The 21,233-nt window shown below is 70.7% G+C and carries 11 protein-coding genes; 10 read left to right on the top strand and 1 reads right to left on the bottom strand.

Going from position 1 to position 21,233, the window contains the following annotated elements; all coding sequences use genetic code 11:
- The first annotated feature begins 29 nt into the window (after nucleotides 1-29).
- Nucleotides 30-1,088 (top strand): tRNA 2-selenouridine(34) synthase MnmH, encoded by a 1,059-nt coding sequence (gene mnmH / locus RZR99_RS05100; protein ID WP_323118654.1) that lies wholly within the window; start codon nucleotides 30-32, stop codon nucleotides 1,086-1,088.
- 168 nt (nucleotides 1,089-1,256) lie between these two features.
- Here mnmH and RZR99_RS05095 read toward each other — a convergent pair whose 3' ends face one another.
- On the bottom strand, nucleotides 1,257-2,024 hold the full coding sequence (locus RZR99_RS05095) for a hypothetical protein (RefSeq protein ID WP_323118653.1): 768 nt from the start codon (nucleotides 2,022-2,024) through the stop codon (nucleotides 1,257-1,259).
- Between the two features lie 569 nt (nucleotides 2,025-2,593).
- On the opposite strand from RZR99_RS05095, the gene RZR99_RS05090 reads away from it, so the two are divergent.
- From RZR99_RS05090 to RZR99_RS05050, 9 genes are all read left to right on the top strand, one after another.
- Nucleotides 2,594-2,842 carry an MbtH family protein gene (locus RZR99_RS05090; RefSeq protein WP_323118652.1) on the top strand — a complete coding sequence of 83 codons (249 nt, stop codon included), beginning with the start codon at nucleotides 2,594-2,596 and terminating at the stop codon, nucleotides 2,840-2,842.
- Between the two features lie 2 nt (nucleotides 2,843-2,844).
- Nucleotides 2,845-3,654, top strand: a complete 810-nt coding sequence (locus tag RZR99_RS05085) for a thioesterase II family protein (protein ID WP_323118651.1) — start codon at nucleotides 2,845-2,847, stop codon at nucleotides 3,652-3,654.
- Nucleotides 3,651-4,676 (top strand): TauD/TfdA family dioxygenase, encoded by a 1,026-nt coding sequence (locus RZR99_RS05080; RefSeq protein ID WP_323118650.1) that lies wholly within the window; start codon nucleotides 3,651-3,653, stop codon nucleotides 4,674-4,676. Before RZR99_RS05085 ends, RZR99_RS05080 begins: the two co-directional genes overlap by 4 nt.
- 58 nt (nucleotides 4,677-4,734) lie before the next feature.
- A complete protein-coding gene (locus RZR99_RS05075) occupies nucleotides 4,735-6,171 on the top strand; it encodes a cupin domain-containing protein (RefSeq protein ID WP_323118649.1) in 1,437 nt (478 codons plus the stop codon).
- Between the two features lie 160 nt (nucleotides 6,172-6,331).
- Entirely contained in the window at nucleotides 6,332-7,351 is a 1,020-nt protein-coding gene (locus RZR99_RS05070) for a YqcI/YcgG family protein (RefSeq protein WP_323118940.1), read from the top strand.
- A 104-nt stretch (nucleotides 7,352-7,455) separates the two neighbouring features.
- Nucleotides 7,456-9,132, top strand: a complete 1,677-nt coding sequence (locus RZR99_RS05065; protein ID WP_323118648.1) for a cyclic peptide export ABC transporter — start codon at nucleotides 7,456-7,458, stop codon at nucleotides 9,130-9,132.
- Nucleotides 9,133-9,151: 19 nt separating this feature from the next.
- Nucleotides 9,152-9,979, top strand: coding sequence for an ATP-binding cassette domain-containing protein (locus RZR99_RS05060; protein WP_323118647.1), 828 nt, complete (start codon nucleotides 9,152-9,154; stop codon nucleotides 9,977-9,979).
- 223 nt (nucleotides 9,980-10,202) lie between these two features.
- Nucleotides 10,203-13,712 (top strand): condensation domain-containing protein, encoded by a 3,510-nt coding sequence (locus tag RZR99_RS05055; protein WP_323118646.1) that lies wholly within the window; start codon nucleotides 10,203-10,205, stop codon nucleotides 13,710-13,712.
- An 82-nt stretch (nucleotides 13,713-13,794) separates the two neighbouring features.
- A partial coding sequence (locus RZR99_RS05050; protein WP_323118645.1) for a non-ribosomal peptide synthetase occupies nucleotides 13,795-21,233 on the top strand: 7,439 nt, incomplete at its 3' end.

Genomic DNA, 21,233 nt, shown 5'->3' with positions numbered 1-21,233 from the left:
TCGATCCGGCCCTTGCGCCGGCCTCCGCCTTGAATCCACAGCTCGCCTCCCTCGACCAACTGTCCGAATTCGACGAGATCGTCGACGTGCGCACGCCGCTCGAATACGCGGAGGACCACATTCCGGGCGCACTCAATGCGCCGGTGCTCGACAACGAGGAGCGCGCGATCGTCGGCACGATGTACAAGCAGGTGTCGCCGCACGAGGCGACCCGTGTCGGCGCGGCGATGGTCGCGCGCAACATCGCGCGGCATCTGGACACGCTGTTCGCGGACCGGCCGCTCAACTGGCGGCCGCTGATCTACTGCTGGCGCGGCGGCGCGCGCTCGAAATCGATGACCTCGTGGTTCAACCTGATCGGCTGGCGCGCGCGGCAGCTCGAAGGCGGCTACAAGCATTACCGGCGCTCGATCGTCGCGGCGCTGGACACGCTGCCGCCGGCCTTTCGCTTCATCGTGCTGGCCGGTCCGACGGGCAGCGGCAAGACCCGGCTGATCGGCGCCCTCGCGGCGGCGGGCGCGCAGACGCTGGACCTCGAAGGGCTCGCCGCCCACCGCGGCTCGGTGCTGGGCGCGCTGCCGGACGCGCCGCAGCCGTCGCAGAAGGCGTTCGACACGGCGCTGGTCGGCGCGCTGCGGGCGTTCGATCCCGCGCGGCCGGTGTTCGTCGAGGCGGAAAGCCGGCGCATCGGCAGCATCACGCTGCCGAGCGCGGTTCTCGCGGGGATGCGCGACACGACCTGCGTGAACGTCGAAACGGCGCGCACCGAACGGGTCGCGCTGCTGCTCGACGAATACGCGCATCTGTTCGACGATCCCGCGTCGTTCGCGGCGCAGCTCGCCCGGCTGACCGAATTGCACGGCCGCGCGCGGATCGCCGACTGGCACGCACTGCTCGACGCGGGCGAGCGTCGCGCATTGTTCGAAGCGCTCATCGACGCGCATTACGATCCGGCGTATGCGCGCAGCAGCCGCGCGCACCTCAAGCGCCTCCTGAATCCGCTGCGGTTTCCGTTCAGACCGACCGGCGATGACCGGGTCGAGCAGGCGCGCATGCTGCTCGCGCGGCTGAACGATTTCACCGGGTGACGCCCGGCTGAAGCGCGCGGGGGTGGGCAGGTCGTCGCGAATGTCGATGGCTTCGGGAAGGCGGGGCGCGGCGTGCCAGCCTGTCGGGAGGCTCCGGGCGGCGTGCGGCAACGCGATGCGTGACGAGCGTGACTCGCCGCATCCGAGCCCACGCGGGCGGCGATCCGGTCAGAAACCTCGGCCGGAAGCCTGCCGAAACGGCGCCGCGGACGTTGGCGCCAGCGCATGCGTATGCCGCCAGCCGAACGCGGTGATGCGCGTGACCCGCGCGGCCGCTGCGACGGTTGCGCATAGCTCTCCCGCCATCGGAATATCGAGCAGATGCCACGAACCGGTCGGCGGCAGGTCGACCCACAGCGCCGGGCCTTCCTGTTCCAGCCGCGCGGCATCGACCGGCGGCGGCTCGCCGGCCGCCATCGCGAGCGCCGCGCGCCGCGCCGCCGCCCGGGTGGCCGCGATCGCGCGATCGATCGAGCGCGGCGCTTCGGTGCCGATGCCGAGCGGGCACGACGCGATGCCGATCAGAATCCAGATCCCCGCGTAATCGACGGCGATGTCGAGCGCGCGAGCCTGCGGATTGCCGGCACAGCGTACACGTCCGCCGGCATCGTCGATCAGCGCGATCCGCTCCGGCGCCTCGCCCGTCATCGGCGCGAGCAGGCTGCGCAGCACCGCGCGCCCCACCGCGAAGCGTTTGCCGAACGCCGCGTGCGGATGGGTGCGCATCCGCTTCAATTCGGCCTGGGACAGCCGCTGGTGACCGGCATCGCGCGAAATCAGCTGCCATTCGGAGCGGAACCGCCACAGCAGCAGTTCGCCCGGACCGGGCGGGCGCAGCGTATCGAGATCGCGGGACGTGAGCGGATACGGTTCGAATACCGGGCAGGTGGCCGGCTCGATCGCAGGCTGGACGGATGAGTCGGCGGCAGATTTCATCGATGGACTTCACAGAGCGAAACGGATAGACGGACCGGGGAGGCGGGCGAAACGCTCCGGGCGAGCGCCGAGTGCGCGACGGCACGCGGCCGTGCGTCGCGCCGCGCCCGAATCTCAGGCCGAATCATTCATCAATTCGCTCGATATTGCAAACGATTCTCATTACCCATTATTGAGGACCGTCTATACCGGCTGATTATTTGCGGATTCCCGCCAATCGTCATCCCTCTGTCGCGAATCTCCGCTAATTCTGTCAGATGGAAAGCTTGCTGATTTATTACAAAAAGCTGTCGCCGCTAATCGCGTCGGCCGCTTTGGTATTTCAAAAAACATACAAATATATTTCGTTTTTATTTTCACCTGCTTAAAAGGTGAAATTTCTTGACACAAAGTGGCGTGCAGTTTTAGATTCGCCCGGAAACAACAATGATTCTCATTTGAACGGATTAAATTCCGCTTCAATACTGACACATTGAAAGTTTTCCGGGCCGTGCCAGTCTTCCGCAAGGGACGACTGTCGCTTCATCATTGAATAGGACTTATTGTCATTTTTATTTCGGAGCGAGCAAATGAGCTGGGGTGACGAAAACACCACCTTCGTCGTGGTGATCAACGACGAAGAGCAGTACTCGATCTGGCCGGATTACAAGGCGATTCCCGCCGGTTGGCGCGCGGCGGGCAAGTTCGGCAAACGCGACGAATGCCTGAAGTGGATCGACGAAGTCTGGACCGACATGCGTCCGGCGAGCCTGCGCAAGGCAATGGCCGCGGGCGACGCGCAGGCGGGCGCCGCCGGCACGGGATCGCCGGCGGCCTGAACATGAACGTTGCGAATCGCCCGGCCGGCGGCGGCCGGCCTGTCACCTTGATCTGTCTGGCCCATGCGGGCGGTAACGTGTCGCTGTATCGCGAATGGACGCGCCGGATGCCGCCGTCGATCCGGCCGCAGCTGCTGGAATTGCCGGGACGCGGCATCCGCCGCGCGGCGCCCGCGCTGGACGCCTGGCCGGCGCTGATCGACCAACTGACGGCCGACGCGCTCGGCTGCATTCGGGACGGCGCGCCGTTCGCCGTGTTCGGCCATAGCATGGGCGCGCTGGTCGGACTCGAGCTGATCCATGCGCTGCGGCGCCGCGCCGGCCGCGCGCCGATATGGTTCGGCGCATCGGCCACCGTGTCGCCCACGCGCCGGGCGCTCGAAACGCATTGGCTCGCGTGCACGCCCGAGCAGATGGTGGCGCGGCTGCGCACCCGCGGCGGCACGCCCGATGCGCTGCTCGACGACCTGGATTTCATCGACCTGATGCTGCCGATGCTGCGCGCGGATTTTCATCTGTGCGGCGTGCATCCCGCGCATCTGGCGGCGCGCGCCGCCGCGCCCGGCCATGCGCCGCTCGCCTGCCCGATCGACGTGTTCGTCGGCCGCGACGATCCGGCCACGGCGAACGGCGACGACGTCGCCGCCTGGTCGGCCGAAACGCGCGGGCCGTGCACCGTGCATCGCTTCGCCGGCGGCCACTTCTATCTCGACGACGCGCCGCAACCCGTGCTCGACACGCTCGTCCAGGCGCTCGATCGCGCGCGGGCCGCGTCCGCAGCCGATGCGGCCCCGCCCAAGGATGTCGCATGACTTCATCGACCCTGCATCACACGGGATTCGCCGAAAGCACGCTGGAGCGCAACGGCACCCGCCTGGCGGTGTTCACCGCCACGGACCCGCAGGCGCTCGACGGCGCTTGCCTGGCCGCGCTCGACGCGCGCCTCGCGGCGGCGGCCCGGCTGCACGGCGGCGTGCTGCTGCGCGGCTTCGACGCGCTCGGCCCGGGCGGCTTCGACCGGGTCGTCTCGCACTTCGGCGAGCCGCTCAAGTACGAGTTCGGCTCGACGCCGCGCAGCCGGATCGAGAAGGGCGTGTATTCGTCGACCGAGTACCCGGCCGACCAGTGGATCGACCAGCACAACGAGCAGTCGTACACGCTGCGCTGGCCCGCGACGATCTGGTTCTACTGCGACGTCGCGGCGGAGCAGGGCGGCGCGACGCCCGTCGCCGACAGCCGGCTCGTCCACCAGCGGCTGTCGCCCGCGCTGCGCCGGCAATTCGCCGAGCGGCGGGTGATGTACGTGCGCAACTACGGCAACGGGCTCGATCTGCCGTGGGAGCAGGTGTTCGGCACGACCGAACGCGCGGAGGTCGAGCGCTATTGCCGCGCGCACGACATCGACTACGAATGGCTCGACGACGGCGATGCGCTGCGCACGCGGCAGATCTGCCAGTCGGAACTGCGGCACCCGGCGACGGGCGAAACCGTCTGGTTCAACCAGGCGCATCTGTTCCACGTGACCAACCTGCCGGACGCGCTGCGCGAAACGCTGCTCGAGGTGGTCGACGAGGACCGGCTGCCGCGCAACACCTATTTCGGCGACGGCGCGCCGATCGACACCGGCATGCTCGACGAAATCCGCGCCGCGTACCGGGACACGATGCTGTCGTTCCCGTGGCGGGACGCGGACCTGATGATGCTCGACAACGTGCTGATGTCGCACGGCCGCGCACCGTTCGCGGGCCGGCGGCGCGTACTCGTGGCGATGACGGGCGCGTCCGGCGCGCGTGCCGGCGCCACGGCGTCCGGCGTCGCGCATGCCGAGCCGTAACTCAGGCAACACCCCATTCCCAGGCAATCCAGGCAACCCGGATAAGGACCTCCCGATCATGACTCAAGCCTTGCCCCAGCTATTCGATTTCACCCCGTTCCACGGTCTCAGCGAGCAACACGTCGCGCTGATCAAGCAGTTCTCGGCCGCGCAGCCGTTCCGCAGCGCGACCGTCGACGAGCTGCTGCTGGACGACGATTTCCATCGCCGCCCGCTGCGCCCGGAGGACTTCGAATTCCTGAAGTTCATGAAGCCGGTGCAGCAGCACAACGTGAGCCGCCTGCCCGCGCTCGCGTCGAACCGCACGCTGCTGTCGATCTACGAGCTGGACGTCGCGCGCCTGCCGCGCAGCGGCGACGGCGCCGACTGGCAGCAGTTCGCGACGTTCTACGACGACGGCACGAAAGTGCTCGGCGCGCAGATCGCCCCGTTCCTCGAAGCGTACGCGTTCGAATTCCTGGCCAAGGACGTCGAGGCGGCGGAAAGCGTCGACGCGGTGAGCGCGCGGCTCGCGCGCCTCGTCGACGACGAACTGGCGTTCTGGGACGCGACCTTCGCGCGGCTGATGCGCAACGACTATCTGGAAGAAGGGCTGCGCTTCATCATGGTCCAGCGCTGGGCGCTCGCCGTGTCGAAGCGCCGCGCGTTCGCGCAGGCCGCCGCCAGCGGCTTCTTCGACATGTTGCCGCCGGACGAGCGGCCGACGCTGCGCGGCCCGCTGCCGGACGACCCGCTCCTCGAACGGGTCGCGGCCGCGAGCGGCGTGACGCGCCGCCAGCACGCGTACTGGCAGTTCTATCTGCCGACCAGCATGGCGAAATGCAATCTGCTGTACGCGCTCGCGCGCCGTCCCGACCGCGCGTTCGGCCTGATCGGCGCGGCTTTCGGCGCGGAAGCCGAGTGGCTCGCATTCGGCCTCGCGCTCGAGCGCGCGTGCTCGCATCTGCAGCCGGCGGGCCGCCGCCCGTCCGACCCGTCCGCTCACAAGGCGGAGCTGGCCGCGCGCTGCGCGCGGGCGCTGCAGCGCGTCGGCGAAGGGCTCGGCGCGAATGCGCACGGCCAGTTCGTGCAGGGCGTCGTCGCGGCCGAACGGCTGGCCGAGCGCGGCCGCTGGGATCTGGGCGAGCAGCTGCTGTGGCTGTCGTCGATCCGCCGCTACGTCGAGTTCGCGCACCGGATCAGCACGCGCATCGACGCGGAATGCCCGGGCATCGATCGCGAGACCTTCATCGAACCGCACGAGATGTGCTCGACCACCCACGTGCACAACGACCACCGGCTGGTCACGATCCAGGAAGGCGAAATGCTGTTCTGGGGCAACGTCGGCATGCAGCTCAAGATGAACGAGGGCGACATGGTGCTGATCCCGGACGGCCGGCTGCACGGCTCGACGGTGGTGTCGGGCGAGTGTACGTACCACCAGCCGATCATCCCGGACGACTGGGTGCAGACGCTGGTCGCGGAGCTCGAGCAGCCCGCGGCGGCCGCGGCCTGATTCCGGCCGCCGGATGGTCCGATTCGATGCGCCTCGCCGCGATGTTCACTAGAAGGCGCCGAATTCCCCCACGAAAGCAGTGTCGATATCCCCGGACGGGTCGCCGGGGCGTGTGCGCGCGACGCGCGCGAAACGGTGGGCAGAATAGTGAGAGCGAATGATGGAATCAAGTAACGGCGGCGCGGCAAACGTCGAGCAGTTCGAGGCCAGCGACTGGAAGAGCCGGATCATCGCGGGGCGCGCGACGGGCGCCGCGGTGGTCCCGCCGGCATGGCTCGACGCGTCGTACGCGACGCTGCGCGAGCAGGTGATGGACCCCGGCTATCCGTGCTTCTTCGGCACGATGGCGGAGCGGCGCGGCGAAATGTTCTACGCGTTCGTCAACGGCCGCGACACCCGCGACCTGCCGGCGACGATGCAGACCTTCGCGGAGCTGGCGTCGCTGCCCGAATACCGCAAGAACAACATCGCGGTGTTCTTCGAGCCGGATCCTGAGCCGTTGTCGCACGACACGTATCACCAGCTGTTCTGGAGCATCCTGCAGCATCTGCACAACGTCGATCCGGATCCGCTCGCCGACCAGCAGCCGGACCCGTCGCACGAAGACTGGGAGTTCTCGTACGCGGGCTTGCAGATGTTCGTCGTGTGCGCCTGCCCGTCGTTCCGCGCGCGCCACAGCCGCAACCTGGGGCCGGGCATGGTGCTGCTGTTCCAGCCGCGCGCGGTGTTCGTCGACACGATCACGAACAAGGTGATCGGCCGCGAAGCGCGCAACCAGGTGCGCAAGCGTCTCGAAACCTGGGACGACATCGGCGCGCACCCGGATCTCGGTTTCTACGGCGATCCGGGCAATCTCGAATGGAAGCAGTATTTCCTCGACGACGCGAATACCCCGGCGGACGACCGCTGCCCGTTCCTGCGGCGCCAGAAGCTCGCCGCGCAGCCGCAGCAGGTCGAACTCGCGGCGCCGCCGCAGCTGCACCTCAAGCACGCGCACTGGGACGGCCAGCACAGCTCGCGGGACGCGGCGCACGCGCATGCTGGTGCGAGCGCGGCGACGCACTGGCGGCCGGTCGCGCCCGCCGAGCCGCACGGCGTGTTCGAGCGCGGCGATGCGCGCCACGGTCCGGACCGGCTGAGCGCGAGCGGCATCGGCGGCCTGGACGGCGGCGACGAATGAGCGGCGCGGACCGGCGGGCCGAGGCTGACGGGCAGCGAGCGAATTCGCTACCATCGATGCCCGGTCCGCTCGTCTGACGCGTCGGCAATCCTCCAAGGAAATACATGTCCCTACTTTTGCATCTAGTCAAGAAATCGCGATGGATCCTGGTGCTCGCGTTGATCGCGAGCCTGGTCGGCGGGTTCGGCAATGCGGCGCTGCTCGCGCTGATCAACCAGGCGCTGAGCAGCTCCGCCGAGGGGCTCGCGCGGCTCGGCTGGCAGTTCCTCGCGGTCGGCGTCGTGGTGCTCGTGATGCGCACGCTGTCGCAGACGCTGTTCATGTGGCTCGGCCAGCAGGCGAAGGCGACGCTGCGGATGCGCACGATCCGGCGCATCGGCGACGCGTCGTATCCGCACCTGGAGCGGCAGGGTTCGGCGCGCTCGCTCGCGGTGCTCACGCAGGATCTCGATGCGATCGTGGTGTTCTTCGTCGGCCTGCCGTCGCTCGCGATGCAAAGCGCGGTGATCGTCGGATGCCTGCTGTATCTCGGCTACCTGTCGTGGCCGATCCTGCTCGTCGCGATCGTCACGATCCTGCTCGGGATGGGCGGCTTCCGCTTCGCGCATACGCGGGCGATGTTCCATCTGCGCGCCTCGCGCCGGCGCGAGGACGATCTCGTCAAGCATTTCCGCGCGCTGTTCGACGGCGCGAAGGAGCTGAAGCTGCACCGCGCGCGCAAGCGCACCTTCATCGACGACACGCTCGCGACCAACGTCGAGGCGGTGCGCGTGCAGCGCACGCGCGGCTACGTGCTGTACGCGGCGGCGGCGAGCTGGGGCAACTTCATCCTGTTCGCGTTCATCGGCCTCACGCTGTTCGTGTTCGCGCGGCACATCTCGGTCGATCCGCACGTGATGTCCGGCTACGCGATCGTGTTCGTCTACATGATCATGCCGATCGAGGCCGTGCTGTCGGCGCTGCCGAGCGTCAGCACCGCGCGCGTCGCGCTGGAGCGCATCGAGCAGGTCAACGCCGAGCTGCCGCTCGAGGCGCCGCTCGACGCGCCGAACGCGGCGTCGTTCGACACCATCGCGCTCGCCGGCGCGACGCACCGTTATTTCCGCGAGAAGGAAAACGACGTATTCACGCTCGGCCCGGTCGACCTGACGTTCCGGCCGGGCGAACTCGTCTACCTGATCGGCGGCAACGGCAGCGGCAAGACCACGCTCGCGAAGATGCTGGTGGGCCTGTACGTGCCGGAAAGCGGCGAAGTGCGGCTGAACGGGCAGCCGGTCGGCGAAGCGGAGCGCGACATCTACCGCCAGCACTTCTCGGTCGTGTTCAGCGATTTCTTCCTGTTCGACAACCTGCTCGGCATGCGCGTCGAGGGTCTCGACGCGCATGCGCGGCAGCTGCTCGAAGCGTTGCAGCTCGACCACAAGGTCAGCGTGAAGGACGGCGTGTTCTCGACGCTGAACCTGTCGCAGGGCCAGCGCAAGCGGCTCGCGCTGCTGGTCGCGTATCTGGAGGACCGGCCGTTCTACGTGTTCGACGAATGGGCCGCCGACCAGGATCCGCTGTTCAAGGACGTGTTCTACAAGCGCCTGCTGCCCGACCTGAAGGCGAAGGGCAAGACCGTGCTCGTGATCACGCACGACGACCGCTACTTCCATCTGGCCGACCGCTTCATCAAGCTCGACTTCGGCCAGATCGTCGAACAGGGGCGCGGCGATCTGCTCGACGCCGGCCGCGCCGATGCGCAGCCTCGCCCCGAGGGCCTCGCGCCCGTTTCCCACTGACCGACCGAGATTACCCGCGATGAATGCCAATCCCGCCATGCCGGCCCAGCCTGTCCAGCCGGTCAGCCCGGGCGAACCGATGTACGCGCTCGACGGCGTGACGTTCAGCGTCGGCGAGCGCACGCTGCTGCATCCGCTCACGCTGAACCTGCCCAGGCAGCGCGTCTGCGGCCTGATCGGCCACAACGGCTCGGGTAAGTCGACACTGCTCAAGCTGCTCGCGCGCCAGCAGGCGCCGACGCGCGGCACGCTGCGTTTTTCCGGGCGCGCGCTCGCCGACTGGGACAACCGCGCGTTCGCGCGCCAGGTGGCCTATCTGCCGCAGCAGCAGCCGGCCGCGAACGGCATGACCGTGCGCGAGCTGGTCGCGCTCGGCCGCTATCCGTGGCATGGCGCGCTCGGCCGCTTCACGGGCGTCGACGGCGCGAAGGTGGACGAGGCGCTGCAGTTGACCGACCTCGCGCGTTTCGCCGATCGCGCGGTCGACAGCCTGTCGGGCGGCGAGCGGCAGCGCGCGTGGATCGCGATGCTGGTCGCACAGGACAGCGAATGCCTGCTGCTCGACGAGCCGATCTCGGCGCTCGACATCGCGCACCAGATCGAAGTGCTCGACCTGGTGCGCGGCCTGAGCCAGCAGCGCGGCCTCGGCGTGGTGGTGGTGCTGCACGACGTCAACATGGCGGCGCGCTTCTGCGACGACCTGATCGCGCTGAAGAGCGGCCGGCTGCTCGCGAGCGGCACGGCGTCCGAGCTGATCGAGGATGACATGCTCGGCGCGATCTACGGCGTGCCGATGGGCACGGTGCCGCATCCGCGCGGCGGCACGCCGATCAGCTTCGCCTATTGAACGGACGGCGCGCGGCGCGCCGCCGCATCGGCGGCGCGCCGGAAGCACGCAGTCAGGACACGCAGGCGTCACGCAGAGGACGCCGCTCTTTCCCCGCAATCAAGAGGATTGCACCCCCGTCGCCAACCCGGCGGCGGCGAGCTGTTTACACCGTCCGGCGGCGCCGCGCGGGCCCGCCAGGCGGGCCGCGGGTTCACCGGGCGGCGACTCTCAGGAGAGAAGGATGTCTGTAATCGAGGTGCAGCGCCGGGCCGGCGCCGGCACGGATGTCAATGAAGCGGCGCTTGCCCCGCAAACGCCCGCGAACGATCTGATCGCGGTCATGCGGCTGCATGTCGCGCAGCGGCCGCACCACGTCGCGGTGCGTTTTCTCGCGGACGGCGAGCACGAGGTGCACGCGCTGAGCTATGCCGCGCTCGATGCGCGGGCGCGCCGTCTGGCCGCCGCCCTGCGCGCGCGGGGCGGCCCGAACGACCGCGTGCTGCTGATGCTGCCCACCGGGCTCGATTACATCGTGTCGTTCTTCGCCTGCCAGTACGCGGGAATGATCGCGGTGCCCGCGTATCCGCCGGAAGCGCGGCACAGCGCGCACGTCGAGCGGCTGCGCCGGATGGCGGACGACTGCGCGGCGCGGATCGCGGTGCTGCCCGACGAATCGCGCCCGATGCTCGACGGTTCGCCGCTCGGCGACGCGCTCGGCGACATCGCGCTGCTGTCGCCCGATGCCGGCGACGCGGCGCAATTCTGCGTCGAACGCGGCGATCCGGACGCGGTGGCGTTCCTGCAGTACACGTCGGGGTCGACGTCCGCGCCGAAGGGCGTGATGGTGAGCCACGCGAACCTGTGCGCGAACGTCGACGCGATGTCGCGCGGCATGGGCTGCCGCGCCGACGACCGGATGTTCTCGTGGCTGCCGCTCTATCACGACATGGGACTGATCGGCGGCCTGCTGATGCCGGTGCTGTGCGGCTTTCACGTCACGCTGATCTCGCCGCTGCATTTTCTCGAACGGCCGGCTCGTTGGCTCGAGGGCGTCGCCCGCGAGCGGGCGAACGTGACCGGCGGTCCCGATTTCGCGTTCCGCCTGTGTGCGGACCGGGTGCGCGATGCGCAGCTCGACGGCCTCGACCTGAGTTCGCTGCGGGTGGCGTTCTGCGGCTCCGAGCCGATTCGCCAGACGACGCTCGACGCGTTCGGCGCCCGTTTCGCGCCGCATGGCTTCGCGCCGGCGTCGATTTTTCCGTGCTATGGGCTCGCGGAAGCGACGCTGTATGTCACGGGTGTCGAGGTGAGCGCGGGCGCGCCCGAGACGCGCTTCGCTGTGGCCGCGCTGGCGGGCGCCGAGCCGGTGGCGGTGCGGGCGGCGGGCGACGAGTCGAAGGCGGTGGTGGCGTGCGGCGCGGCGCCGTCGCAGCATGCGTTCGCGATCGTCGATCCGGGCTCGCGCGAGCGGCTGGCCGACGGCCGGGTCGGCGAGATCTGGTGCAGCGGCCCGAGCATCGCGGGCGGCTACTGGCGCAATCCGGAGGCGAGCGCCGCCGTGTTTCTGGCGGACGCGCCCGGCTTTCCGGGCCGCTGGCTGCGCACGGGCGATCTCGGTTTCGCCGACGCGGGCCGGCTGTTCGTCTGCGGGCGGCGCAAGGACATGATCGTGCTGCGCGGCGAGAACGTGTATCCGCAGGATCTCGAAGCGGTGCTGGCCGACCGGGTCGAGTGGCTGCGGCGCGGGCGGATCGCGGCGTTCCCGGTCGAGACGGCCGACGGTTCGGAAGGGATCGGGATCGCGGCCGAAGTGCCGCGCGGCAAGGCGCGGCGCATCGAGCCGGCCGAGATTTTCGCGGCGATCGCCGATGCGCTCGGCGAAGCCTTCCAGTATGAAACCGCGCTGATCCTGCTGCTCGAACCCGGCGATCTGCCGCGCACGTCGAGCGGCAAGCTGCAGCGCAGCGCCTGCGTGAGCGCCTGGCGCGACGGCACGGTCGTACCGTTCGCGGTGCGCGAGGCGGGCATACCGGCTGCGGGCATACCGGCTGAGGGCGGCCGCGACGCGGCGGCCGAGGCGGGCGGCGCGCCGGCGACGCCGACCGAGCAGGCGGTCGCCGAGATCTGGCGCGACGTACTGGACATCGCGCCGCCGTCGAGCGCCGACGATTTCTTCGCGCTCGGCGGCCGGTCACTGCTCGCGCTGAAGGTCGCGTCGCGGCTGCGCGCGCAGTTCGAGCGCGACGTGCCGCTCGGGCTGCTGTTCAGCCATCCGACGCTGCGCGGCCTGGCCGCGGCGCTCGATGCGTGGTGGGCGCAGCCCGCGCGCGCGGCAGCGCGGCAGCCGGCGTTGACCCGGCGCGGCCTGCGCGAGGCGCCGCTGTCGCTGCCGCAGGAACGTCTGTGGGTGCTGTGGCGCGTCGATCCGGACAGCGCCGCGTACAACGTGTCCGGCGCGCTCGAACTGGACGGCCCGTTCGATGCGGCCGCCGCGCAGCGCGCGCTCGATCAGCTGGTGCGCCGCCACGACATGCTGCGCACCCGCTTCGCGGACATCGACGATGCGCCGCGCCAGGTGATCCTGCCCGCCGAACGCGCGGCCGATGCATGGCACTGGGAGACCGTGACGCTGCGCGACGCGGCGCCCGGCGAACTGGCGGCGCAGCTGCGTGCGCGGGCGCGCGCGCCGTTCGATCTGATGCAGGGCCCGCTGTTTCGCGCGACGCTGTTCGCGCGCGCGCCGCAGCGGCATCTGCTGCACTTCGTGATGCATCACATCGTGTCCGACGGCTGGTCGATCAACGTGCTGCTGCGCGAATTCGCGGCCGGCTACCGCGCGGCGCGGCGCGGCGAAGCGCCCGTGCTACCGGCGCTGCCGGTGCAGTACGGGGACTACGCCGCGTGGCAGCGCGAACGCTTTTCCGGCACGGGCCAGGCCGCGCTCGACGCACAGCTCGGCTACTGGCGCGAGCGGCTTGACGGCCTCGACGGGCCGCTCGATCTGCCGACCGAGCACGATCGCGCGACGCCGTACGATCCGCTGGCCGCCCGGGTGGGAATCCGCATTCCGGCGCCGCTCGCGGCACGGCTCGACGCGCTCGCGCGGACCGGGCACGCGACCTTGTTCATGGTGCTGCTGGCCGCGCTCGACGCGCTGCTGTACCGCTACAGCGGCGCGCAGGACGTGGTCGTCGCGGTGCCCGTCGCCGGGCGCGACCGGCTCGAGACGGAAGGGCTGATCGGCTTTTTCGTCAACACGCTCGCGATGCGCGCGCAAGTGAAGGGCACGCAAAGCTTCGCCGCGCTGCTGGGCCAGGTGCGCGCGGACAGCATCGATGCGCAGGCGAACAGCGACGTGCCGTTCGAGCGCGTCGTCGCCGAGCTGCCGCTCGAGCGGCGCGGAGCGGGGCATTCGCTCGCGCAGATCAAGTTCGTGCTGCACGACGAATTCGATACCGCGCTCGACCTCGACGGCGCGCGCTGCGCGCTGGTCGACGCCGATGCGAGCGACGCCCGCTTCGAGCTTGCGCTCGACGTGCTGCGCCGCGGTGCCGACGGCCTCGACTGCGTGTTCATGTACGCGCGCGCGCTGTACGACGACGCGTTCGTCGCGCAGTTCGCGCGCCATTACGTCGATCTGCTCGAGCAGATCGTCGCGGATCCCGAGCGCGCGATCGGCGCATACGGCCTGCAGGATTACGACGAAGAGACCACGGACGGCCTGTCCGTCGCGGGCGTGGACGCGTACTGAACGCGCCCGCGCCCGACCGTCTCGCGCCCGCGGCCGGCACGCCGCCGCGGGCATGACTCCCGGCATTCGGATTACAGACATCATGCAAGTCACTCATTTCGACACCGATTTCCTGCCCGCGCGCGTTGCCCGGTTCGCCATCCAGAAGCCCGCCGCGACCGCGCTGGTCGATGCCGACGGCCCGCTGGCCTGGGGCGCGCTGTGGGCGTGGTCCGGCCGGCTCGCGGCGGCGCTCGCCGCGCAAGGCGTGCGTCCCGGCGAGCGCGTCGCGCTCGCGTTGCCGCGCAGCGCGTCGCTGGTCGCGGGCATCCTCGCGGCCTGGCGGCTGCGCGCCTGCTATGTGCCGCTCGATCCCGCATTGCCGGCCGCGCGGCTCGGCTGGCAGGCGCAAGACTGCGGCGCGCGGGCGGTGCTCGCCGCCGACGCGCTCGACTGGCTGCCGGCCGGCGTGCCGGTCGTCGACCCGCAAGCGACCCGTTCGGCGGACGGCGGGCACGGCGCGGACCCGATGCCGGGGCCGGACGACGGCATCTTCGTCTGGCCCGCGTACGTGATCTACACGTCGGGATCGAGCGGCCGCCCGAAAGGCGTCGTGCTGAGTCACGGCGCGCTGAGCGCCTACCTGCGCGGCGTCGGCGAACGGCTGCCGGCGGACATCGGCAGCGCGGCCTACCTGTCGACGCCCGCCGCCGACCTCGGCCACACGTCGCTGTTCGGCGCGCTGTGGCACGGCTGGACGCTGCATCTGATCGACGCGCAGGTCGCGACCGATCCGGATGCGTTCGGCGCGTACATGAGCACGCACGCGGTCGATCTGCTGAAGATCGTGCCGAGCCACCTCGATGCGCTGCTGCAGGCGCAGGCGCCCGACGCGGTGCTGCCGCGCCGCTGCCTGCTGATCGGCGGCGAGCCCGCGCCGACCCGGCTCGCCGAGCGGATCGCGCAGCTGCGCCCCGAGTGCCGGCTGATCAATCACTACGGGCCGACCGAAACGGCGGTCGGCGTGCTGACCCGCGACGGCGGCGAAAGCCGCGGCGCGACGCTGCCGCTCGGCACGCCGCTCGCGCACGTTCACGCGCGGATCGTCGACGCGGACGGCAACCCGGCGCCGAAGGGCGCGACGGGCGAACTGTGCATCGGCGGCGCGAGCGTCGCCGACGGCTATCTGAACCGGCCGTCGCTGACTGCCGAACGCTTCGTGCCGGACCCGGACGGGCACGGCGCGCGGCTTTACCGGACCGGCGACCGGAGCCGCCGTTTGCCGAACGGCGAATTCACGTTTCTCGGCCGGCTCGACGACCAGGTGAAGATTCGCGGCTACCGGGTCGAGCCCGAGGAGATCGCCGCGCGGCTGCGTGCGGAAGCCGGCGTGCGCGACGCGGTGGTGATCGCCCGCGCGGACGGCGAAGCGGGGCCGCTGCGGCTGCTGGCGTATGTGACCGGCTCCGTGCCGCTCGATGCCGATGCGCTGCGCGCGCGTCTCGCGGCCGATCTGCCGGACTATATGGTGCCGGCGGCGCTGCAGGTACTGGACGCGCTGCCGCTGACGGCGAACGGCAAGGTCGACCGGGCCGCGCTGCCGGAGCCCGCCGGCGCGGTGGACGCGGCCGCCCATGTCGCGCCGCGCAACGACGCGGAGCGCACGCTCGCGGAGATCTGGCAGGTGGTGCTGGGGCGCGAAGCGATCGGCGTGACCGACAACTTCTTCGCGCTCGGCGGCGACTCGATCCATAGCCTGAAAATCATCACGAAGGCGCGCCGCGCCGGGCTCAAGCTGACGCCGAAGCAGATGTTCGAGCATCCGACCATCGAGGCGGCGGTGCGGGTGGCTCTGGCGAGCGCCGCGCCGGCTTCGGCTTGCGCGCCGGCTTCCGCATCGGCATCGGCCGCCGTAGGCGATGCGCGTGCGGCGGCGAGCGCGCCGCAAGATCTCGCGCCGGCGTCGCCCGACGACGCGGCGTGGTTCGCGCAGGCCGGCGTCACGCGCGACACGGCGGACGCGGTCTACCCGGCGACACCGATGCAGCAGGGCCTGCTGTTCCACGGCATGCTCGACAACGATCCCGGACTCTATATCTCGCAGCTGCGGCTGACCATCGGCGCACTGCGGCTCGACGCGATGCGCGCCGCGTGGGACGCGGTCGTCGCGCGGCATCCGATTCTCCGCACCCGCTTCGTCTGGCCCGCGGGCGGCGAACCGCTGCAGGTCGTCGAACGGCATGCGCGCGTGCCGTTCGACGTGCATGACGCGGCGGCGGACGCTTCGTCCTACGAGGCCGGATTTGCCGCCGCGCGCGACGCGATCGTCGCGCGCGGGTTCGATCCGGCCGTCGCGCCGCTGATGCGGATCGACGTGTTCGCGCGCCCCGACGGCGCGCACGACGTGCTGTGGACCCACCATCACGCGCTGACGGACGGCTGGAGCACCGCGCAGGTCGCGACCGACGTCGCGCGCGCCTACGGCGAGCTGACCGCGGGCCGCGCGGCCGACGCCACGCCGGGCGCCCGCTATGCGGATTACGTGCACTGGCTGCGCCGGCAGCCGGATACCGGCGCGTTCTGGCGCGCGCGTCTGGCGACGCTCGACGAGCCCGCGCGGCTCGCCGACGCGCTCGGCGGCGACTTCCCGCCGCACGCGGCGGCGGGCGCGTCCGTCGAGGGCGTCGTCGCGCGAGCGTTCGACGCGGCGCGGCACGCCCGCTTGACGCGCGCCGCGCAGCACGCGCAAGTGACGCTCAATACCGTGGTGCAGGGCGCGTGGGCGCTCGTGCTCGCGCATCTGTCGGGACGCCGGCAGGTGGTGTTCGGCACGACCGTGTCGGGGCGGCCGGTCGAACTGCCGGACGCGCAGACGACGGTCGGCCTGTTCATCAACAGCCTGCCGCTATGGGTCGACGTCGCGTCCGGCACGCCGCTCGCGGCCTGGCTCGGCGCGCTGCAGAACCGCAACGCGGAACTGCGCGAAGTCGAGCATACGCCGCTCGCGAGCCTTCAGCAGTGGGCGGGCCTGAGCGGCGACGCGTTGTTCGACAGCCTGGTCGTGTTCGAGAACTTCCCGCTCGACGAAGCGCTCGGCGCGAGTCGCGATGCGCTCGGCGTGCGCTCGATCGCCGCGTACAACCGCACGCATCTGCCGCTCACGCTCGTCGTCGCGCCGCGTCACCTGGATACCGGCGCCGAAGGGCTCGCGCTCGAATGGCGCTGGGACGCCGCGCGGCTCGCCGAGCGCGGGATCGTGCGCGTCGCCGACTACTTCGATCGCGTCATCGACCGGCTCGCGGCCGCGCTCGATACGCCGCACGCGTGCTTGCGCGATCTCGCCGGCGATGATGCGCCGACGGCCGGCGCGGCCGCTTCGTTCCGCTTCGCGTCCGTCACCGCCCGAATCGCCGCGCAGGTCGCCGCGCGGCCCGATGCGACCGCGGTGTCGTTCACCGGCGACGACGGCGCGGCCGCGTCGTTGACCTACCGCCAGCTGGATCGCGCGTCCGCGCGCGTGGCGAACGCCTGCCGGGCCGCGCTGACGGCGCGCGGCGAGCGTCGCGTCGGCATCGCGATGTCCCGCACGCCGGCCCTCGTGACGGCCGTGCTCGGCGTGCTGCGCGCGGGCGCGGCCTATGTGCCGCTCGATCCCGCGTATCCGGACGACCGCCTGCGCGGCATCGCGCTCGACGCGGGGCTCGATGCGCTCATCGTGACGAACGCGGAGCGCGCGCGCTTCGCGGCGCTGTTGCCGGGTGTCGCGCTGCTCGATGCCGAGCCGTTCGGTACGGAGGGTGCCGCGCCGGATGACGCGATCGAGAACGCATTTGCCGATCCGCACCCCGAACAACTGGCGTATGTGATCTACACGTCGGGATCGACCGGGGTGCCGAAGGGCGTGGGCGTCACGCATGCGAACGTCGCGCGGCTGTTCGACGCGACGCAGGCGCGCTTCCGTTTCGATGAACGCGACGTATGGACGCTGTTCCATTCCTACGCGTTCGACTTTTCCGTGTGGGAGATTTTCGGTGCGCTGGTGCATGGCGGGCGGCTGGTGATCGTGCCGCACTGGACGGCACGCGAACCGGCGGCGTTCCATGCGCTGCTGCGCGATGAAAGGGTGACGGTGCTGAACCAGACGCCGTCGGCGTTCGTGCAGCTGACGCAAGCGGATCCGGACAACACGCTGGATACGCTGCGCGCGGTGGTGTTCGGCGGAGAGCGTCTGGACCCGGCGTCGATTGCGCGCTGGGCGGACGGTGCGCGAGCGCGGGGCGTGCTGCCGGCGCTGGTCAACATGTACGGGATTACCGAGACGACGGTGCACGTGACGCACCGGGATCTGGACGAAGCGGCGCTGCGCGAAGCGCGCAGCGTGATCGGCGCACCGCTGGACGACCTGACGCTGCAGGTGCTGGACGGCGATTTGAACCGGGTGCCGGTGGGCGCGGTGGGCGAGATGTATGTGGGCGGGGCGGGGCTGGCGCGCGGCTATCTGGGCCGACCGGGGCTGACGGCGGAGCGGTTCGTGCCGAATCCGTTCGGCGAACCGGGCTCGAGGCTGTACCGTTCGGGGGATCTGGCGCGGCGTCTGACGGATGGGGATCTGGAATACCTGGGCCGCAACGACCACCAGGTAAAGATCCGGGGGTTCCGGATCGAGCTGGGTGAAATCCAGGCGGCGCTGTTGGCGCATCCGGAAGTGCGGGATGCGGCGGTGCTGGTGGTGGAGGGTGCGGAAGGCGACAAGCGGCTGGCGGCGTATGTGGTGCCGGCGGGCGAGCCGGGAGAAGGGAATGGGGCGCGGTGGCAGGGCTGGCTGAGCGAGCGGTTGCCGTCGCACATGGTGCCGTCGTCGTATGTGGAGCTGGCGCGATTCCCGTTGACGCCGAACGGCAAGCTGGATCGCCGCGCGCTGCCCGCGCCTGAGCAGGCGGCAGCCGGCCGCGCGGCGTTCGTCGCGCCGCAAGGCCCGGCGCAAACGCGGCTGGCGGCGATCTGGCAGGACGTGCTGGGCGCCGAGCGGGTCGGCGCGCATGACGACTTCTTCCAGCTCGGCGGCCATTCGCTGCTGGCCGTGCGCGTGATTTCGGCGGTCCGCACGGCCTTTGGCCATGCGCCCGCGCTGCGCGCGGTATTCGAACACCCGGTGCTCGCGGATTTCGCCGCGACGCTGAACGTCGCGCCGCTCGACGCGGCCGCTACTTCCGCGCGCACCGAGCCGGAGGCCGTCACGGATCCGGCTGCGCCGATGCCGTTGTCGGCACCGCAGGAACGCCTGTGGTTCCTGTGGAAGCTCGATCCGCATAGCGCCGCCTATCACGTCAACGGCGCGCTGCGCTTCGACGGCCGCCTCGATGTCGATGCGCTGCGCGATGCGTTCGCCGACCTGGGCGACCTGCATCCGGCCTTGCGGATGCGTTTCGGCGAGGACGGCGGCGTGCCGTATCAACGCATCGATCTCGCGAGCCGCAGCGCGATGCGCGTGCTCGATCTGCGGGACGTCGCGGGCGACGGCGGCGAAGCCGCGCTCGTCGCGCGGCTGGCCGAGCGGGTGCGCGAGCCGTTCGACCTGACGGCCGAGCCGCCGGTGCGCGCGACGCTGATCCGCGTCGCCGCCGACCGGCACGTGCTGCATCTGGTGCTGCATCACATCGTCAGCGACGACGGTTCGGTCGGTCTGCTGTTCGCCGATTTCTCCCGGCTGTATCGCGACCGGGTGGCCGGCGCGCAGCCGGCGGACGCCGGCCGCACGGCGGCGATCGCCGCCTATCGACGGCTGATGGCGAGCCACGCCGCGCATCTGACGCCCGAGCGCGAAGCCGGACAGCTGGCCTACTGGCGCGACGCGCTGGCGGGCGACGGCGACCCGGGCGAGCCGCTCGCGCTGCCGTTCGACCGGATCCGTACCGGTGCGCGCCGCGCGCCCGGTGCCCGGCTGCACGCGCCGGTGAGCGCCGCGACCGCGACCGCGCTGCGGACCCTGTCGAGCACGCGCCATGCGACGCTGTTCATGACGATGCTCGCCGCCTTCAACACGCTGCTGTACCGCTACGCGGGCCAGCGCGACGTCCGCGTCGGCGTGCCGCTGGCGGGCCGCGACCTGCCGGGCGCGGCCGACGTGGTCGGCTTTTTCGTGAACACGGTCGTGATCCGTACCGAGCCGCGCGGCGCGATGCGCGCGGATGCGCTGATCGACGCGGTGCGCGAGCGGCTGCTCGCCGCGCACGCGCATCAGGACGTGCCGTTCGCGAGCGTGGTCAAGGCGGTGCAGCCGGAGCGCGATCTCACGCAGACTCCGCTGTTCCAGGTGCTCGTCAACCAGCAGCAGCGCCATGCGCTGGAGCGGGCGTTCGGCGACGCTCTGCGCGTGACCGTGCAGGAAGTCGACAACGGCGAGGCGCAGTTCGACCTGATGCTGAACATCGCCGAGACCGCCGAGGCGGGCCTCGACCTCACCTTCACCTATGCGAGCGACGTGTTCGAGGCGGCGACGATCGAGCGGCTCGCGCGCAATTTCGTCGGGCTGCTCGATCAGTGGAGCGTTGCGCCTCATGCGCTGCTGGCATCGTTCGAACTGCCCGACACGCGCGACGAAGGCGCGCGCGGCGCGGCGGCCGCATGGCCCGCGCCGCTCGACGTGGCGGCCCGTTTCGCCGCGCAGGCCGCGCGCGACGGCGACGCGGTCGCGATCAGCGACGGCGGCGAGCCGGTGACGTATGCGCAGCTCGACGCGTGGTCGCGCGCGATCGCGGCGCAGTTGCGGCGGCATGGCGTGACGGCGGAAACGCGCGTGGGCGTGTCGATGCAGCGTTCGGCGGCGCTGGTCGCGTCGCTGCTCGGCGTGCTGCGCGCGGGCGCGGCGTATGTGCCGCTCGATCCGTCGTATCCGCCGGAACGGCTCGCGCACATCCTCGCGGATGCCGAGCTGAAATCGATCGTGACGGACGCGGACAGTCTCGCGCAGCACGCGGCGCTGTTCGCGCAACGGCCGACGCTCGACGCGGCCGCGTTGCGCGGCACATCGCATCAGCACGCGGACGAGGGCGAATGCGCGCGGCCGCACCCCGAACAACTGGCGTATGTGATCTACACGTCGGGATCGACCGGGGTGCCGAAGGGCGTAGGCGTCACGCATGCGAACGTCGCGCGGCTGTTCGACGCGACGCAGGCGCGCTTCCGTTTCGATGAACGCGACGTATGGACGCTGTTCCATTCCTACGCGTTCGACTTTTCCGTGTGGGAGATTTTCGGTGCGCTGGTGCATGGCGGGCGGCTGGTGATCGTGCCGCACTGGACGGCACGCGAACCGGCGGCGTTCCATGCGCTGCTGCGCGATGAAAAGGTGACGGTGCTGAACCAGACGCCGTCGGCGTTCGTGCAGCTGACGCAAGCGGATCCGGGCAACACGCTGGATACGCTGCGCGCGGTGGTGTTCGGCGGAGAGCGTCTGGACCCGGCATCGATTGCGCGCTGGGCGGACGGTGCGCGAGCGCGGGGCGTGCTGCCGGCGCTGGTCAACATGTACGGGATTACCGA

The organism is Burkholderia alba, from assembly GCF_034721475.1.
Taxonomy (GTDB): domain Bacteria; phylum Pseudomonadota; class Gammaproteobacteria; order Burkholderiales; family Burkholderiaceae; genus Burkholderia; species Burkholderia alba.
Note: the sequence above shows the minus strand (reverse complement) of the source record. Positions and strands in the feature narration are given on the sequence as shown.

Coding starts and splice junctions, on each gene's coding strand:
- RZR99_RS05070 (WP_323118940.1), top strand. CDS start 6,332: ATGGAATCAAGTAACGGCGGCGCGGCAAACGTCGAGCAGTTCGAGGCC.
- RZR99_RS05080 (WP_323118650.1), top strand. CDS start 3,651: ATGACTTCATCGACCCTGCATCACACGGGATTCGCCGAAAGCACGCTG.
- RZR99_RS05065 (WP_323118648.1), top strand. CDS start 7,456: ATGTCCCTACTTTTGCATCTAGTCAAGAAATCGCGATGGATCCTGGTG.
- RZR99_RS05085 (WP_323118651.1), top strand. CDS start 2,845: ATGAACGTTGCGAATCGCCCGGCCGGCGGCGGCCGGCCTGTCACCTTG.
- RZR99_RS05075 (WP_323118649.1), top strand. CDS start 4,735: ATGACTCAAGCCTTGCCCCAGCTATTCGATTTCACCCCGTTCCACGGT.
- RZR99_RS05090 (WP_323118652.1), top strand. CDS start 2,594: ATGAGCTGGGGTGACGAAAACACCACCTTCGTCGTGGTGATCAACGAC.
- RZR99_RS05095 (WP_323118653.1), bottom strand. CDS start 2,024: ATGAAATCTGCCGCCGACTCATCCGTCCAGCCTGCGATCGAGCCGGCC.
- RZR99_RS05060 (WP_323118647.1), top strand. CDS start 9,152: ATGAATGCCAATCCCGCCATGCCGGCCCAGCCTGTCCAGCCGGTCAGC.
- RZR99_RS05055 (WP_323118646.1), top strand. CDS start 10,203: ATGTCTGTAATCGAGGTGCAGCGCCGGGCCGGCGCCGGCACGGATGTC.